This is a genomic window from Bradyrhizobium sp. SZCCHNS3002, from assembly GCF_032377435.1.
Classification (GTDB): domain Bacteria; phylum Pseudomonadota; class Alphaproteobacteria; order Rhizobiales; family Xanthobacteraceae; genus Bradyrhizobium.
The window spans coordinates 339,971-355,496 of the sequence record NZ_JAUHHY010000003.1 but is presented as its reverse complement, the minus strand read 5'-3'; the positions used below and the strand labels follow the sequence as shown (position 1 = coordinate 355,496).

Annotated in this window: 17 protein-coding genes; 10 read left to right on the top strand and 7 right to left on the bottom strand. The window is 67.1% G+C overall.

From position 1 onward, the window contains the following. Nucleotides 1–50: 50 nt before the first annotated feature. Nucleotides 51–1,301 carry an ergothioneine biosynthesis protein EgtB gene (gene egtB / locus QW845_RS08795; RefSeq protein ID WP_315801198.1) on the bottom strand — a complete coding sequence of 417 codons (1,251 nt, stop codon included), beginning with the start codon at nucleotides 1,299–1,301 and terminating at the stop codon, nucleotides 51–53. Between the two features lie 305 nt (nucleotides 1,302–1,606). Between egtB and grxD the strand changes: the two genes are divergently transcribed. Then, nucleotides 1,607–1,945, top strand: coding sequence for a Grx4 family monothiol glutaredoxin (gene grxD / locus QW845_RS08790; protein ID WP_006609190.1), 339 nt, complete (start codon nucleotides 1,607–1,609; stop codon nucleotides 1,943–1,945). Next, on the top strand, nucleotides 1,942–2,511 hold the full coding sequence (locus tag QW845_RS08785; RefSeq protein WP_315801381.1) for an O-acetyl-ADP-ribose deacetylase: 570 nt from the start codon (nucleotides 1,942–1,944) through the stop codon (nucleotides 2,509–2,511). Before grxD ends, QW845_RS08785 begins: the two co-directional genes overlap by 4 nt. A 52-nt stretch (nucleotides 2,512–2,563) precedes the next feature. On the opposite strand, the gene QW845_RS08780 is transcribed toward QW845_RS08785, so the two are convergent. The 6 genes from QW845_RS08780 to murI form a co-directional block, all read right to left on the bottom strand. Further along, entirely contained in the window at nucleotides 2,564–3,631 is a 1,068-nt protein-coding gene (locus QW845_RS08780) for a threonine aldolase family protein (protein WP_315801197.1), read from the bottom strand. A 77-nt stretch (nucleotides 3,632–3,708) separates the two neighbouring features. Continuing rightward, on the bottom strand, nucleotides 3,709–4,263 hold the full coding sequence (locus QW845_RS08775) for a hypothetical protein (protein WP_315801196.1): 555 nt from the start codon (nucleotides 4,261–4,263) through the stop codon (nucleotides 3,709–3,711). Between the two features lie 200 nt (nucleotides 4,264–4,463). Beyond that, entirely contained in the window at nucleotides 4,464–5,081 is a 618-nt protein-coding gene (rpsD, locus tag QW845_RS08770) for a 30S ribosomal protein S4 (RefSeq protein WP_315801195.1), read from the bottom strand. Nucleotides 5,082–5,298: 217 nt separating this feature from the next. Next, complete coding sequence (locus QW845_RS08765) at nucleotides 5,299–6,123, bottom strand: acyltransferase (RefSeq protein ID WP_315801194.1); 825 nt, start codon at nucleotides 6,121–6,123, stop codon at nucleotides 5,299–5,301. A 218-nt stretch (nucleotides 6,124–6,341) separates the two neighbouring features. Then, complete coding sequence (locus QW845_RS08760; protein ID WP_315801193.1) at nucleotides 6,342–7,115, bottom strand: HpcH/HpaI aldolase family protein; 774 nt, start codon at nucleotides 7,113–7,115, stop codon at nucleotides 6,342–6,344. A 12-nt stretch (nucleotides 7,116–7,127) separates the two neighbouring features. Beyond that, the gene (gene murI / locus QW845_RS08755; protein ID WP_315801192.1) at nucleotides 7,128–7,925 is read right to left on the bottom strand and encodes a glutamate racemase; all 798 of its coding nucleotides are present in this window, start codon (nucleotides 7,923–7,925) and stop codon (nucleotides 7,128–7,130) included. 1,014 nt (nucleotides 7,926–8,939) lie between these two features. Between murI and QW845_RS08750 the strand changes: the two genes are divergently transcribed. The 8 genes from QW845_RS08750 to QW845_RS08715 all read left to right on the top strand — a co-directional run bounded on the left by QW845_RS08750 (nucleotide 8,940) and on the right by QW845_RS08715 (nucleotide 15,513). Further along, nucleotides 8,940–9,269, top strand: a complete 330-nt coding sequence (locus QW845_RS08750; protein WP_315801191.1) for a metalloregulator ArsR/SmtB family transcription factor — start codon at nucleotides 8,940–8,942, stop codon at nucleotides 9,267–9,269. Next, nucleotides 9,266–9,745: an SRPBCC domain-containing protein gene (locus QW845_RS08745; protein ID WP_315801190.1), complete on the top strand. Its 480-nt coding sequence runs from the start codon at nucleotides 9,266–9,268 to the stop codon at nucleotides 9,743–9,745. The genes QW845_RS08750 and QW845_RS08745 overlap by 4 nt, the downstream gene beginning before the upstream one ends. Nucleotides 9,746–9,755: 10 nt before the next feature. Continuing rightward, a complete protein-coding gene (locus tag QW845_RS08740) occupies nucleotides 9,756–10,169 on the top strand; it encodes a GFA family protein (RefSeq protein ID WP_315801189.1) in 414 nt (137 codons plus the stop codon). 152 nt (nucleotides 10,170–10,321) lie between these two features. Then, a complete protein-coding gene (locus tag QW845_RS08735) occupies nucleotides 10,322–10,726 on the top strand; it encodes a DUF393 domain-containing protein (protein ID WP_315801188.1) in 405 nt (134 codons plus the stop codon). A gap of 20 nt (nucleotides 10,727–10,746) precedes the next feature. Then, nucleotides 10,747–11,025, top strand: coding sequence for a hypothetical protein (locus tag QW845_RS08730; protein WP_315801380.1), 279 nt, complete (start codon nucleotides 10,747–10,749; stop codon nucleotides 11,023–11,025). A 164-nt stretch (nucleotides 11,026–11,189) separates the two neighbouring features. Next, nucleotides 11,190–11,951 carry an ABC transporter ATP-binding protein gene (locus QW845_RS08725; protein ID WP_315801187.1) on the top strand — a complete coding sequence of 254 codons (762 nt, stop codon included), beginning with the start codon at nucleotides 11,190–11,192 and terminating at the stop codon, nucleotides 11,949–11,951. Then, entirely contained in the window at nucleotides 11,945–14,311 is a 2,367-nt protein-coding gene (locus QW845_RS08720) for an ABC transporter permease (protein WP_315801186.1), read from the top strand. The genes QW845_RS08725 and QW845_RS08720 overlap by 7 nt, the downstream gene beginning before the upstream one ends. Nucleotides 14,312–14,313: 2 nt before the next feature. Further along, nucleotides 14,314–15,513: an efflux RND transporter periplasmic adaptor subunit gene (locus QW845_RS08715; RefSeq protein WP_315801185.1), complete on the top strand. Its 1,200-nt coding sequence runs from the start codon at nucleotides 14,314–14,316 to the stop codon at nucleotides 15,511–15,513. The last annotated feature ends 13 nt before the right edge of the window (nucleotides 15,514–15,526 follow it).

The following is a 15,526-nucleotide window of genomic DNA, read 5'->3' as shown; positions in this document are numbered from 1 at the left end:
CTCTCCTGGACGCGCACACGCGCGACTGTCGGGCAACGAATGCTGATAGCTCAGGCGTAGTCCGCGAGCCGGAGCCCGGTGAATTGCCAGCGATGATGTGGATAGAAGAAGTTGCGATAGGTGACGCGGCTGTGGCCCGCCGGCGTCGCGAGCGATGAGCCGCGCAGCACCAGCTGATTGACCATGAACTTGCCGTTGTACTCGCCGAGCGCGCCTTCCGTGGCACGATAGCCGGGATAGGGGCTGTAGGCGCTGCGGGTCCACTGCCAGACAATGCCGAAGGCGTCGCTGAGCTGGTTGCCGCGCGCGGCGACCTCCCACTCCATCTCGGTCGGCAGATGCTTGCCGCGCCAGCGTGCGAATGCGTCGGCCTCATAGTAGCTGACGTGGCACACGGGTGCATCCGGATCGACCGGCCGCAGCCCTCCCAGCGTCATGATGCGCCATTCGCCCTCGACCTTGTACCAATGGCCGGGCGCCTGCCAGCCCTCGCGACTGGCGGCGGCGAAGCCGTCCATGAGCCAGAGCGTGGCGGTCCGGTAGCCGCCGTCATCCATGAAAGCGAGCCACTCGGCATTGGTGACGAGATTGCGCGCGATGCCCACCGGCCCGACGAGTGCGCGATGGGCTGGCTCCTCATTGTCGAAATGGTAACCATCACCGGCGTGTCCGACGGTATGGATGCCCTCGGGGAGGTGAATCCAATCCGCGCCCCGGCCTGCCGGGGCAGGAAAGGTCCAGGATGGATCATAGGCCGGGGCCGTCGGGTTCTGCGCGAATGCGTGCAGGATGTCGGTCAGCATCAGCTCCTGGTGCTGCTGCTCGTGATTGAGGCCGACCTCCACCAGCGGCGCCACAGCGGCCAATGTGGCAGGCTCGGCGCTGCCCAGGAAGTCCGCCATCGCCGCGTCGACGTGTTGCCGATATGCCGTGATGTCGGCCACGCCCGGCCGGGTGATCAGGCCGCGCTCGCCCCGCGTGTGGCGCGGGCCGGCACTGACGTAATAGGAATTGAACAGGAACGCGTAATCGGCGTGAAAAGGGATATATCCCCGGCAGTGCTCGCCCAGCACGAACTGCTCGAAAAACCAGGTCGTATGGGCGCGATGCCATTTGGCCGGACTGGCGTCCGGCATCGACTGGATGACCTGATCTTCCGGGCTCAGCGGCGCCGCACGCCGCTCGGTCTCGCCCCGAACGGCGAGGTACGCCTCGGTCAGGCGCCCGGCGAGGGAGCCGGACCCGGTCTGAAGCGTATCAGTGTCGGGGATGGAGGCCGTAGCGGAGGCAGAACTGGTCACGAGGGTCTCCGTTTGCCAGCAGAAAACGATGTTCGACGGAACAAGTTCCTTTCGACAGTTCGTCCTAAATAGGGGCTTGGTTACGGGATGAAACCCTCGTGGCGGCTATAATATTGCTGCCGTCAGCCTATGGTCCGGCCGGGGGGCCTGGGTCGCGGGCCGATCCTCGGCATTTTACTTTGGCTGAACAACGGTTTGCGCTACATATAGAAGAGTGGCGATCGGCTGCGGGCGAAATCCGTCCGATGGCGATCAGCGCGGACCGAGCCCCAGGCGTTCCTTGAGGCGCCCTAGAGGAAGCGAAGATGAGCATTGAGCAATTCATTGACAATGAAGTGAAGTCGAACGACGTCGTCCTGTTCATGAAGGGGACGCCGCAGTTTCCGCAGTGCGGATTTTCGGGCCAGGTCGTGCAGATCCTGGACCACGTCGGCGTCGGCTATAAGGGCCTCAACGTTCTCGAATCCGCCGAGCTGCGCAACGGCATCAAGACGTTCTCGAACTGGCCGACGATTCCGCAGCTCTATGTGAAGGGCGAGTTCGTCGGCGGCTGCGACATCGTCCGCGAGATGTTCCAGAGCGGCGAGCTGCAGCAGCTGTTCACCGACAAGGGCATCCCGGTCGGCACGGCGGCCTCCGCCTGAGCTATCCGGTCCGAAAGATCGGCACGACCCGATTCGAGGTCGTCGTCACCGACATCACCAAGCTCGGCGTTGACGCCATCGTCAACGCCGCGAACACGTCTCTGCTCGGCGGTGGTGGCGTCGACGGCGCGATCCACCGTGCGGCGGGACCCGACCTCGTCATGGAATGCCGCATGCTCCATGGCTGCAAGACTGGCGAGGCCAAGATCACCAAGGGCTACCGGTTGCCCGCCCGTCATGTGATCCACACGGTCGGCCCGGTCTGGCAGGGCGGCGACCGCGGTGAGCCGGAGCTGCTGGCCTCGTGCTACCGCCGCTCGATTGAGCTGTGTCACAACCACCTGCTGTGTTCCGTCGCCTTTCCCGCAATCTCGACCGGCATCTTTCGCTTTCCCGCTGATCGCGCCGCCTCGATTGCGGTCGCCACTACGATCGAGGCCATCAGCGGCGAAACCTCGCTGTCGCAGATCGTGTTCTGCTGCTTCTCCGAGGCGAGCGCCGAGCTGCACGACGAGGCGTTGAGTAAGGCGATCGAGAGCCGCGCTCGCAAGGGGGCGCCGCGATAACGGCGGCCGCCTGTGTGGCCGGCTGGTTTACGCAGCCCTCGCGTCATGATCGTCATGCGCCGCGCACGATCTCCCTGACATGGCCGATCGCTTCCTCAATCATAGCGGCTGACACGTCGAGATGCGTGCAGGCACGGATGCGGCCGTCCATCATCGCCAGCAGCACACCGCGCTTGCGTAGTTCACTCACCATCTTGTCGCCTGACACGCCGGCGCCGTCGGGCTTGAAGAACACCAGATTGGTCTCGGGCTCCTGCACCTCGACGCCCTGGATCTGCGACAGCCCGCGCGCCAGCGCCCGCGCATTGGCGTGATCCTCGGCGAGCCGGCCGACGTGATGATCGAGCGCGTAGATGCAGGCCGCCGCGACGACGCCGGCCTGGCGCATCGCGCCGCCGAGCCGCTGCTTCCAGCGCCAGACCTCGTCGATGAAGGCGGCGCTGCCGGCGAGCACGCCGCCGATCGGCGCGCCCAGTCCCTTGGAGAAATCGATCCAGGCCGAGTCCCAGCCCGCGGTCATCTCTGCCGCGGGAATGCCGGTGGCGACGGTCGCGTTGAGCAGCCGCGCGCCGTCCATATGCGTCGCCATTGCATTCGCCTTGGCGATCTCGACGATCTCGTCGAGATCAGCCTTCTTCCAGATCGTGCCGCCGCCGATATTGGCGGTCTGCTCGACGCTGACCACGGTCTGCGGCGGCTGGTAGCGGCTGCGCGGATGCAGCGCGGCGCGAAAGGTCTCCGGTGTGAACTGCCCGTCGGGGCCCTTCAGCTGCGTCACCTGGAAACCACCGAGCGCCGCATGCGCGCCGCCCTCGCGCGAGATGATGTGCGCGGTCTCGTGCGCCAGGATCTCGTCGCCCGGCCGGCAATGCACCAGCGTCGCCGCGACATTGCACATCGTGCCCGACGGCATCAGCACCGCCGCCTCCTTGCCGAGCAGCGCGGCGACGCGGGCGGTGAGCGCGTGCACGGTCGGGTCGTCGCCGATCTGCTCGTCGCCGACCTCGGCCCGCGCCATCGCCTCGCGCATCGCCGGCGTCGGGCGGGTCTGCGTGTCCGACAACAGATTGACGCGCACGGGCGGCGCCTTGGGATCGCGCGGGGGCGGGGTGTAATACATCGGCAGTCCTCGTTCGCTTATCACGACCCGACCTTACCCAACTCGTACCGCTCCCGCAAAACGCTCCTCCTCGCGAGCTACGCCGCGCGCGGCGGATTGAGCCAGATGTCCGGCCGCCGCAGAGGCCTGCTCTCGATCGGCTCGGCGACCAGCGGCGGCGCCGCGGTGCAGTCGAACACCCAGGGTTCGAGCGGGCTCTGCCGAGACGGTGAAAGCAGCAGCACGGCGCCCGGCCGCTGCCGCTTGACGTTCCAGCCCATGTTCACCGCGGCCCAGCCCACCAGCATGGTGTGCCATTCGTCGGTGAGCTCGCGCGAATCGTCGAAACAATGGAGGAGCTCGAGCGCGTAGGGATCATGGCGAAGCTGCGCATCGGCAAAGGTGAGCCCGGTCCCGACATGGCGGATCACATGGGCTGTCGCATCGGACTGGACGTGCCAGCAGGAGCGTTCGAGCAGGTCGAAGACCGTCGAGGGATAGAGGCCGTCGTTGAACCGGTAGCGGACGCCGGAGGTCCGTGCGCGTAACGGTGGAGCGCTGAGCGGCGGCGCCCGCAACGGCGGCAGAGGCGGAGCACCGACCGCATCGGTCGGCAACGCACCAAAGATGATATTGCGCCTGTTGAACTCCATGGCGAACGCCCCGCTACTTTACAACTGCAGACAGTGAATCACGGGACGGATTCCCTGTCAGCCCAGGTTGGGGCGAATTCGTGGCAAGTGTGGCATTCGGGAATCGGTTCGCCGCATCCGAAACCCCAAAAAGCAAAGGCCCCGGCGCGTGCCAGGGCCTTCGGATTATCAGATGGTGCCGGACCGCGGTCCGGTCAAGATCAGCGCGAGTAGAACTCGACGATCAGATGCGGCTCCATCTGCACCGCGAACGGCACGTCCGACAGCGCCGGGATGCGGATGAACTTCGCGGTCATCTTGCCGTGATCGGCCTCGATGTAGTCGGGCACGTCACGCTCGGCGAGCTGGCTCGCTTCCAGCACCACGGCGAGCTGCTTCGAGGCTTCCTTGACCTCGATCACGTCGCCCGGCTTGACCTGGTAGCTCGCGATGTTGACCTTGCGGCCGTTCACCTTGATGTGGCCGTGGTTGATGAACTGGCGCGCGGCGAACATGGTCGACACGAACTTGGCGCGGAACACGACGGTGTCGAGACGGCGCTCGAGAATGCCGATCAGGTTCTCGCCGGTGTCGCCCTTGAGACGGCCGGCCTCGACATAGATGCCGTGGAACTGGCGCTCGGAGATGTTGGCGTAGTAGCCCTTCAGCTTCTGCTTGGCGCGCAGCTGCACGCCGAAATCGGACAGCTTGCCCTTGCGGCGCTGGCCGTGCTGGCCGGGGCCGTATTCCCTGCGGTTGACGGGGCTCTTCGGGCGGCCCCAGATGTTCTGGCCCATGCGGCGATCGATCTTGTACTTCGCCTCACTGCGCTTAGTCATCGCGTCCTCTTCAAGTCTTTCGTTCGGGTTTGAGGAAACGCGCCCTCCTGTGTGTCCGGGAAATCCGGTCCACCGACAGACCCCTCCCCAAAGCATGAAGGGAGAAGGCCACGGGTCGCGAAACGCAACGCGGGCCGAAAGCGGCCCGCGAGCAGGGGGTTCTTAGGCGAGAAACTGCCGGCTTGTCAAACCGCAACGGCCGCTTTTGCCGGCAAAATCACCCTTTCGGCCCCTTCAGGACGGTCATTTTCCGCCGCCCCGCCTCGCATCCCAGGTCGGCTTCCGCCGGACTGCGCCCGGGAACCGGGCAGGCCCTCAGCTCGGCTGCGATCTCGCCATTCAGCACCTGCTCGAGTCGGATCGCGGTCCGGGCGATCATGGCGCCGTCGGTAACCCGGTGGTCCCAGCGGATCAGGATGGGAATCGTCTGGTCGGGCTGGACGACGTCGTAATTGATGATGAACGGTCCCGGGCTCAGGGCGTGCAACTGGCCGCCTCCGCAGGCGGCGATGCTGGTGACGGAGAAATTGCCGAACCAGTTGGCGCGCTGGCGGCCGAAATTCAGCCCGACCCACCAGGCGAACCGGCGCAGCGGCAGCGGCAGCCGGGTCGCGCGCATGATCTTGCGGAACATGGCGACGTCGTCGACCGGCGCCTCCTTGCCCTGGCGGATCAGGGCGTCGATCTCGGCCAGCGACATGGCCTCAGGCCCGGAGACGCGCTGCGGCAGCACGCAATCCTCGCCATTCTCGACCCGGGCAATGGTGACGGTGGCGACGCTGCGCGGCAGCTCGTAAAGGCAGCGCCGCGGCCACCCGGTGTAGAGCGTGCGCAGGACCGGCTCGTCACGGGCGACCAGGGCGAACGCCTTGACGAAGATCGCGGCGAAACCGGGCGGGTGGACGGCCGCGGCGCGGGCCTCCAGCAGCGGACCGATCTGGATCGTCCGGGCCAGCGACACGAACGGCACGCCGCGCGAGGCATGCATCAGATCGATGATCAGACGGCGGTGCAGCGAAATCGGCCTGGTCGTTCCGCGCATCCTGAACCTGTCGCTCCCGTTTGTTGTGCTTGGCCTGATCCGGCTCCCCCGGCGGCGGCTGCTGTTAACACCGCAGGCCGGGTTACGGAAGCGCCGCTCTAGGGCGCCGGTGCGGCCAGCGGCCCGAACATGGCCAGCGACGTGCCCAAAATCGTCTTCTTCGTCATGGGCTTCTCCCCCAATCCTGTTTTTCGTTTGGAACGTGAAGCGGCCCTGAATCAGCGCTTGATCCCCTCGAAGCTTGCGGCAATGCCGCGCTGGAACAGGGACCAGTCGAAGCCCAGCGCCAGCGCCAGGTAGCCGCGCGCGATCATCGCATTGGCCTGCTCGGCGTTGCGCGCCGCCCCGCCGATCGGCACGCCTGACTTGATGATCCCGGCCTCGGCGCGCGCGATCAAGGATTTCACTGCGGGATCATCGAGCTGGCCGCGCTTGTTGATCGAGGTGGCCAAGTCGCCGGGGCCGATCACCGCGATGTCGATGCCGGGCGTGGCCATGATCTCGTCGATGCGCTCGACCGCCTCGACATGCTCGATCGTCACCATGCAGATCATGTCGTCATCGGCCGTCGCCATGTAATCGGCCATCGACACGTTCCAGTGGAACGGCGCGTGGAACGGACCCCACAGGCGGTCGCCGCGGGGTGGGTAGCGCACGCTGCGCACCGCCTTCTCGGCGTCCGCTCGGCTCGAAATCATCGGGAAGTTGATGCCGAGCGCGCCGAGGTCCATCGGCGCCTTCGCCAGATGCGGCTCGTTGGCGGCGATCCGCACCAGCGGCACGCAGGGCGTGCCCGCGGTGGCGGTGATCATCGCGTGCGCGGTGGAGAGATCGATCGGCCCATGCTCGAGGTCGACGATGATCCAGTCGAGCTGTTGCGCCATGATGCGCACGGTCTGGATGCTCGGGATGGTGGCGATGGCGCCGAACGTCGGCCGCTTGTCGCGCCAGGCCTGCTTGAGGCGGTTGAGCGGTTGGGGCGGTGCGGACATCGGCGGTCTCCGTCAGGCCGGGACGCGGCCGCCGAAATAGGGCGTGAGCGCGCGGCCGAGCTGATGTGGCTTGTTCGAGGTGAAGATCATGGTGGCGCCGCCATCGTCGGCGTCGCCAGCCGGGGGGCCCAGCAGGTCGACGACGCGGCGCGCGATCGCCGGTGCCGGATCGATCCAGGTGACGGGCCAGGGCGCCAGGCGTTCGAGCCGGTCGAGCAGCAGCGGATAATGCGTGCAAGCGAGCACGACCGTGTCGGTTCGATCAGCGGGATCGGCGGCGTCGCCCACGAAGCAGGGTGCGATCTCGGCGGCGATGGCCGCGTCGCTGACCTGCGTTCCGCTGAGCGCGGCCTCCGCCAGTGACGCAAGCTCCGGCGAGCCGACCAGGGTGACGTTGCAGCCTTGCGCAAAATCGCGGATCAGCGCGTGGGTGTATTCGCGCTGCACGGTCGCCTTGGTGCCGAGCACGGAGACGCGCCTGGTCTTTGACTGCGCGCAGGCCGGCTTGATCGCCGGCACGGTGCCGACGAAGGGCGTCGGGTAGGCGGCCCGCAGCGGCGCCAGCGTCTGCACGGAGGCGGTGTTGCAGGCGATCACGACGAGGTCGGGCCGGTGCGCGGCGATCAGCTCGCCCATCAGCGGCACCACGCGGGCGACCAGCGCCTGCTCGCTGTGATGGCCGTAGGGAAAGAAGGCGTCGTCGGCGACATAGACGTAGTGGGCGTCAGGCCGCGCCCGCACCACCTCGCGAAGCACGGACAGGCCGCCGAGGCCGGAGTCGAACACGAGAATCGTAGGGCGATGGGTCACGCGGCGAGTGTACCGGAATGGGAGGGGCGATTCAGTCGGTTTTTCTGCGGGGTTTGGCGGCAGTGAGGCGCTTGGGTGTGTTCCAGCGGCAGAAGGGAAGGTTCAAAAACGCGCATGTGGGCCAAGCTGGCCATCCAGAAACCGATGTCCTCCCGGCGAACGCCGGGATCCATGACCACCGGCGGAAATTGGCGCCAAGGCCGTCCGCTCCAGCGTGCCTCAAACAACCGCCGCGGCGTAGGGGTCCCGGGTCGGCGCCGCGCCAACGCTTGCGCGTTGCCGCAGCTTGCCGGACGACAGCGGAAATGAAAGCGACATTGCGAGCGCAGTGTTCAGCCCGGAGACGTCGCTGACGGGTGTTCGGGGACATAGTTGACAGTTGTGGGGTCGCGCAGATCAATCGCTGCGCTCCTCGCAAGGACGGCGGTGAGACATGGGCAAAACATGCATTCTCATTCTCGCACCCGCTTTCGCGTCCGAGTGTTGCTCATCTGGTCGCCCTCCTAACAATGAGGGCGCGGGAAAGGCCGGGTGCCGGTCGCACCCATGGCCCGCCTGCGAAAAAAATGCAGGCGGCAGGAACCACAGGTACGGGCCGGATCATCCCGGCCTTCCCCGCGCAATGGTTTGAACGGCTTATACGTGATCTCCCCGGGGATCGGCTTTCTTGCCCCCGTCGCCAGCGCGCTCGTCGAACTTGCAGCGCCAGCTTGGCATCAGCACCGGGATGCCAGGACCACACGACTTCGCCGTACGCATCGGATCGTTCGTCGGCATGATCGCTCACGCTGCAACCCGACACGCCCACCGCATCCCGCACCCAACGCTCGTGACGATCGCGATGCGCCCCTCAATCGGGGCGGGACGCGATACCATAGCATTGAATTCTGAAAAACGGAAGATAAAAATTCGGATTTTCTGGCGGCGCCGTCCAGCGGGAGCATACGAGCCGCGATTGGCGTCACGTATAATATTAGTGTTGACTAATTGATTAGTGGTTGCTATTGCTTCCGCATGATCCAGTCTGAACCCATCACGGCCGTCATGCGCGCGCTGGCCGATCCCACCCGGCGCGCGGTGTTCGAGCGCATCGTCGCGGCCGACGAGATCACCGTCGTCGAGCTCACGCGCGGCAGCACCGTCACGCAGGGCGCCATCTCGCAGCATCTGAAATCCCTGAAGCAGGCCGGCCTGGTCTGCGAGCGCCCCGAGGGCCGCAAGGTCTATTACCGCGCCGAGCCACGCGGCCTGGAGCCGCTGGCCGACTGGATGAGCCATTACGGCGTGTTCTGGCGCGACCGCTTCGCCAATCTGAAAAAACTGCTGAAGGACATCGATCCATGAACCAGGCCGTGAACGCGGACACGCAGGCCATTGTCGTCGAGGACATCTTCCCGCATGCGCCGGAGGTCATCTGGAAAGCCCTGACCAATGGCGAGCTGATCGGCCGCTGGCTGATGGCGCCCAAGGGTTTTGAGCCCGTCATCGGCAATCGCTTCACCTTTCAGACCACGCCGGCGGGCCAATGGGACGGCACCATCCACTGCGAGGTGCTGGAGGTCGTGCCGAACGAGCGGCTGTCCTACGCGTGGAGGGGCGGCCATGACAGCAATGTCGGCTACGGCGCGAAGCTGGAGACGGTGGTCACCTTCAGCCTGTCCAGAGCGGACACGGGCACGCGCCTTCGCCTCGTGCATTCCGGCTTCGTGCTGCCGGCCAACGAGACGGCGTATCGCAAGATGGGCGAGGGCTGGAAGACCGTCGTCAAGAAGCTCGATCAGGTCGCCGCCGAGCAGGCGTCACCGCAGCGGTCGCACTGAGGAGAGCAACATGACCAATTCCTATGTCGGGGGCTGCGCCTGCGGGGCGGTGCGTTACGAGATCAAGGGCGAGCCGGCGGTCATGCTGGATTGCCAATGCCGGCAATGCCAGCGCGACAGCGGCACCGGCCATCAGTCGCACCTGACCTTCGTCGCGGCGGAGGTGAAGGTCGACGGCGAGGTGTCGCATTTCCAGACCATCGGCGATGGCGGTACGGTGAAGCGGCGGGCGTTCTGCCAGACCTGCGGCTCGTCGATGCACCTGACGTTTCCGGCGATGCCCGATGTGTTCATCGTCACGCCCGCAAGCCTCGACGATCCCAGCCGCTACCGGCCGCAACTGGTGTCGTGGACCGCCGCCGGACATCCCTGGGATCACCTCGATCCGGCGCTGCCGAAATTCGAGAAGATGCCGCCGCGGTGAGTTTGCGAGACTTGGGAGCGTGGTCGTTTCGGTGACGGCCCAAGACCGTCACCGAAATCCTCCGACCGAAATCCAACCAGCCACAGACCCAAAACCCCGGCGCGGACGTTCAGGGCTCTGAGGTTTGAGCGGGTGTTTTGGAGGAGATCTGCATGGCGCCAGAGCCTGCACAATCGACCGTGTACTTCGATGGATCCTGTCCGCTGTGTCGAGCGGAGATCGGCTATTACGGCCGGACCGATCAGGCGGGTGCGCTGTGTTTCGTCGACGTCTCCGAACCAGGCGCGGAAACGCCGGATGGCGTGACCCAGCAACAGGCGATGGCGCGGTTTCATGTGCGTGCCAGTGACGGGCGCCTGCTCTCGGGCGCTGCGGCGTTCGTCGAGATCTGGCGCCGTCTGCCGCGTTGGTGCTGGGCGGCGCGTGTGGCCTCGATGCCGGGCGCGCTGGCGGTCCTGGAGTTCGGCTACAGGCTGTTTCTTCCCGTGCGGCCATTGATCTCGCGCGGCCTGGGCCGCATCCTGCAGCGTGGGAAGCAGGAGGGACGCGGAGCGTGACCGGGCAGGCTGGCGGCACGATGTCGCGCTTTCTCAACTGGTTCTTCCGCAATCGCGCGACCGGCGAGATCACGATCGCCCAGATGCCGAACCCGGCGCTGTGGATCGTGCTGGTGGGAAGCCTCGTGGGCTGGGCCTTGCACCCGCCGGGTCGGACGGGCGCGAATCTGGATTGTCTGGTGAAGGCCGGTCTCGTCGTCTGGGCCGTCGATGAGCTCGTGCGCGGCGTCAATCCCTGGCGCCGCTGTCTCGGGGCCGCCGTGCTGATCTACGAGGTCTCGACGTTGGGATGGACGTGAGCAGATGTGTGTGACGCGCCCCGATGATGTCGGTCGCTTGATATGCATCAACCGGCAAAGACGGCTGCTGACCGATTGTGGGCTATGAAGTCGTCCGGCCTCGATGGCATGGAGGTGTCTCGGGCGTTCTGCGTAGGCCTTCGCCGGACAGGAACTGCGGCCTCATGAGTCCGACCACGATCAACGACGCGAGCGCTGCCGCGCGTCCGGAGCATCCGGGTGCCGCACCCGTGTTTCGCGCCCGCAAGCTCTCCAAGACCTACCGCATGGGCGAGGTCGAGGTGCATGCGTTGCGCGACGTCGATCTCGACATCTACGAGGGCGAGTTCGTGGTGCTGCTCGGCCCCTCGGGATCCGGCAAGTCGACCTTGCTCAACATTCTCGGCGGGCTGGACAGCCCGACCTCGGGCGAGGCGCAGTGGCGCGATCATCAACTGGTCGGCGCCGGCGATGCCGAGCTGACGCGCTACCGGCGCGAACATGTCGGCTTCGTGTTCCAGTTCTACAACCTGATCCCGAGTCTGACGGTGCTCGAGAACGTCGCGCTGGTCACCGAGATTGCCGACAGGCCGCTCGATCCGCGCGAGGTGCTCAAGCTCGTCGGGCTCGAGCGGCGGATCGACCACTTTCCCTCGCAGCTCTCCGGAGGCGAGCAGCAGCGCGTCGCGGTGGCCCGCGCCATGGTCAAGGCGCCCGACGTGCTTTTGTGCGACGAGCCGACCGGCGCCCTGGACTACGAGACCGGGAAGGTGGTGCTCGCCGCGATCGCGCGCGCCAACGCGCAGCTCGGGACGACCACGATCATCATCACGCATAATGCGGCGATCGCCGGCATGGCCGATCGCGTGCTGCGGCTCGGCGGCGGGCGCATCGTCGGCGAGGAGCGCAATGCACGGCGGCTGTCGGCCGAGGAGGTGCATTGGTGAGCCTGCTGGACCGCAAGCTGTGGCGCGACATCGGTGCGATGCGCGGGCAGGTGATCACGATCGCGCTGCTGGTGGCGGCCGGCGTCGCGGTGTTCGCAGGCTCGGTCTCGACCTATCTGTCCCTGCGCGACGGCTGCGAGCAGTTCTATGCCGATGGCCGGTTTCCGCAGATCTTCGTCACGCTGAAGCGGGCGCCGCTGGCGCTGGTGCCGCGACTGAGCTCCATCGCCGGCGTGGTCGCGGTCGAGCCGCGCATCGTGCGCGAGGTGATCGTCGACTGGCCGGCGGCGTCGCAGCCGGTCTCGGCGCGCCTGGTGTCGCTGAGCCGCGCGGGCGACGAAGCGCTGGCGCGTTTGCATCTGCGGCGCGGCACGTCGCCCGAGCCGGGGACCGCGCGCAGCGCCGCGGTCAATGAGGCGTTTGCCGAGGCCAATGGCGTCAATCCGGACGACGACATCCGCGTGCTGCTCAATGGCCGCGTGCAGGGCTTCCGGGTCTCCGGCATCGCCTTGTCGCCGGAATACGTCTACGCGGTGAAGCCGGGATTGCCGATCCCCGACGATCGTCTCTACGCCATCCTGTGGGTCGACCGGAGCGCGGCCGAGGCCGCCTTCGATATGAAAGGGGCGTTCAACGACGCCGTGATCGCGCTCGCCCCGGGCGTCGATCCCAAGCCCGTGATCGAGGAGCTCGACCGGCTGCTCGAGCCCTATGGCTCGATCGGCGCGATCGCGCGGCGCGACCAGCCGTCGAACCGCTTTCTCGAGGACGAGTTGAACCAGCAGAAGGTGATGTCGATCACCATCCCCATCATCTTCTTCGGTGTCGCCACATTCCTGCTCAACGGCGCGCTCGGGCGGCTGGTCGCCGCGCAGCGCGAGCAGATCGCGGCGCTGAAGGCGCTCGGCTTTCCGACGCTGCGGCTCACCTTCCATTATCTCAAGCTGATGCTGGTGATCGTGCTGATCGGATCGGCGCTCGGCATCGCCAGCGGCGTCGGCTTCGGCCATGCCATGATATCGAGCTATCAGGGATTCTTCCGTCTGCCCGAGCTGCCATTCCGGCTGGCGCCCTGGGCGGCGGTGGCCGGCGTCGCGATCAGCGTCGCGGCGGGCGCGCTCGGCGTGGTCACGGCGCTTCAGGAGGTCGTCGGCCTTGCGCCGGCAGAGGCGATGCGGCCCGCGATGCCGCTGGGGTTCCGCCGCTCCTGGATCGAGCGCATCGTGCCCGGCACGGCGTTCGGCGCGCGGCGGATGATGATGCTGCGCAACGTCGCTGGGCGGCCGTTCCGTTCGCTGTTCACCATCATCGGCATCGCCTTCGCGGTGCCGATGATGGTGCTCGGGATCTTCTGGCGCGACGCCATCGGCGAGATGATCGAGCTGCAGTTCAACCTGGTCGAGCGCGGCAACGCCACGATCACGTTCATCCATCCGATGGACCGCGCGATCCTGCGTGACCTGGCGCGCCAGCCCGGCGTGCTCGCGATCGAAGGCCAGCGCATCGTTCCGGTGCGGCTGCGGGCCGGGCATCAGAGCTACCTCACCTCGGTGATCGGACTGGCGGCCACCGACGAGCTGCGCCGGCCGCACGATTCCGCACGTCGCCCGATCGTCGCGGCGCCCGACGGCATCACCCTGACCCGGCGCCTCGCCGAGCGGCTGGCGCTGGGCGCGGGGCAGGTCGTGACGGTGGAGGCGATGGAAGGCCACCGCCGGCGGCGCGACCTGCCGGTGAGCGCCATCGTCGACGAGGCGATCGGGATGGCGTCCTACATGGACATCGATACGCTCAACCGCTTCACCGGCGAAGGCGCGGTGATCTCGGTGGCGAGCCTCCATGTCGAGCCGGCGGCGCTGGCCGCGCTCGGCGCGAGGTTCAAGAGCATGCCGAAAATCGAATCCGTGACGATGAAGGCCTACACCCTTGCATCCTTCATCGAGAAGATCGCGGGCCTCGTGTTCGTCACCGCCGGCATCCTCACCGGCTTCGCCGCGATCATCACCGTGGGCGTGGTCTACAACAGCGCCCGCATCAGCCTGCAGGAGCGCGCCTGGGAGCTCGCCAGCCTGCGCGTGCTCGGCTTCACCCGCGGCGAGGTCGCGGGCATCCTGTTCGGCGAGTTCGCGCTGGACATCGCGGTCGGGATTCCGCTCGGCCTGTTGCTGTCGCACGCCATCATCGGGCTGATCGCGCGGCTGCATTCCAGCGAGAGCTTTCAGATCCCGGGTGTGATCGCGCCGCGGACCTACCTGATCGCGACCGCGGTGGTCTTGGCCAGCGCCGCGATCAGCGCCATCATCGTCCGCAGGCGGGTCGATCGGCTCGATCTGGTCGCCGCCCTCAAGACCAGGGAATGAGCATGCCCCCCGTTTTGCGCCGCGTCGTCATCGTATCGAGCGTTCTGGCCGCGGCCGGCATCATCGCCTGGATGGTGATGCCGGGTCCGGTCCCGGTGGAGACGGCCGCGGTGACGAAAGGGCGGTTCGTTGCCACCGTCGATGACGACGGCAAGACGCGGGTGCGCCAGCGCTACGTCGTGGCCGCGCCGCTGGCCGGCCGGCTGGGACGCCTCCGCTTCAAGGCCGGCGACCAGGTCAAGGCCGACGACGTCGTCGCCACCATCACGCCGGCGCCGGCACCGCTGCTCGATCCGCGCTCCCGCCGCGAGGTCGAGGAGCAGCTCGGCGCGGCCGAAGCCAATGTCGAGCGGGCCAAGGAGGTGGTGGCGCGGGCGCAGGCGCAGAGCGCGCAGGCGAGCGCTGATCTTGCGCGCACCATGGCGCTGGCCGCCAGCGGCGCTGCGACGGCGCAGGCGCGGGAGCGCGCCGAGCTCGCGATGCGGATTGCCGAACGTGACCTGCGCGCCGCCGAATATGCCGACCATGCCGCCGAGCACGAGCTCAGCCAGCTCAGGGCGATGCTGGCGCGCTACGGGAGCAACACGGATACCGACGCGCCCGCGGATAGCTGGAACGTGACCGCACCGGTCGGCGGGCTGGTGCTGAAGGTGACCCAGGAAAGCGAAACGACGGTGCAGCCAGGCGCGGCGCTGCTCGAGCTCGGCGATCCCCGTGATCTCGAAGTGGTCATCGACGTGCTGAGCACCGACGCGGTCGAGATCCGTCCCGGCGCCGAGGTCACGATCGATCGCTGGGGCGGGGCGGGCCGCCTGTCGGGACGGGTTCGCCGGGTCGAGCCGGCGGCCTTCACGAAGATCTCCACGCTCGGCGTCGAGGAGCAGCGCGTCAACGTGCTGATCGACATCGTCTCGCCGGCCGAGCAATGGCAGCGGCTCGGCGATGCCTATCAGCTCGATGCGCAGATCGTCGTCTTCACGCAGGAGGATGCGACCATCGTTCCGACCGGCGCGCTGTTCAAGCGCGGTGACGACTGGTCGGTGTTTGCGCTGAAGGATGGGCGCGCCGAGCTGCGCACCGTCCGGCTCATCCGGCGCTCGGGCCGGTTCGCCGCCGTGGCCGACGGCGTCGCCGGCGGCGATGTCGTGATCATCTATCCCAGCGACCGGGTCGCCGCCGGCGTCAAGGTGGCGCCACGCTGACCTGCGGCCGCCG

Excerpts from the sequence above, each read along its gene's own strand:
- QW845_RS08775 (WP_315801196.1), bottom strand. The coding sequence starts at position 4,263 with ATGGAGTTCAACAGGCGCAATATCATCTTTGGTGCGTTGCCGACCGAT.
- QW845_RS08780 (WP_315801197.1), bottom strand. The coding sequence starts at position 3,631 with ATGTATTACACCCCGCCCCCGCGCGATCCCAAGGCGCCGCCCGTGCGC.
- QW845_RS08725 (WP_315801187.1), top strand. The coding sequence starts at position 11,190 with ATGAGTCCGACCACGATCAACGACGCGAGCGCTGCCGCGCGTCCGGAG.
- QW845_RS08760 (WP_315801193.1), bottom strand. The coding sequence starts at position 7,115 with ATGTCCGCACCGCCCCAACCGCTCAACCGCCTCAAGCAGGCCTGGCGC.
- grxD (WP_006609190.1), top strand. The coding sequence starts at position 1,607 with ATGAGCATTGAGCAATTCATTGACAATGAAGTGAAGTCGAACGACGTC.
- QW845_RS08765 (WP_315801194.1), bottom strand. The coding sequence starts at position 6,123 with ATGCGCGGAACGACCAGGCCGATTTCGCTGCACCGCCGTCTGATCATC.
- QW845_RS08740 (WP_315801189.1), top strand. The coding sequence starts at position 9,756 with ATGACCAATTCCTATGTCGGGGGCTGCGCCTGCGGGGCGGTGCGTTAC.
- QW845_RS08735 (WP_315801188.1), top strand. The coding sequence starts at position 10,322 with ATGGCGCCAGAGCCTGCACAATCGACCGTGTACTTCGATGGATCCTGT.
- QW845_RS08715 (WP_315801185.1), top strand. The coding sequence starts at position 14,314 with ATGCCCCCCGTTTTGCGCCGCGTCGTCATCGTATCGAGCGTTCTGGCC.
- QW845_RS08730 (WP_315801380.1), top strand. The coding sequence starts at position 10,747 with ATGTCGCGCTTTCTCAACTGGTTCTTCCGCAATCGCGCGACCGGCGAG.
- rpsD (WP_315801195.1), bottom strand. The coding sequence starts at position 5,081 with ATGACTAAGCGCAGTGAGGCGAAGTACAAGATCGATCGCCGCATGGGC.
- QW845_RS08745 (WP_315801190.1), top strand. The coding sequence starts at position 9,266 with ATGAACCAGGCCGTGAACGCGGACACGCAGGCCATTGTCGTCGAGGAC.
- QW845_RS08750 (WP_315801191.1), top strand. The coding sequence starts at position 8,940 with ATGATCCAGTCTGAACCCATCACGGCCGTCATGCGCGCGCTGGCCGAT.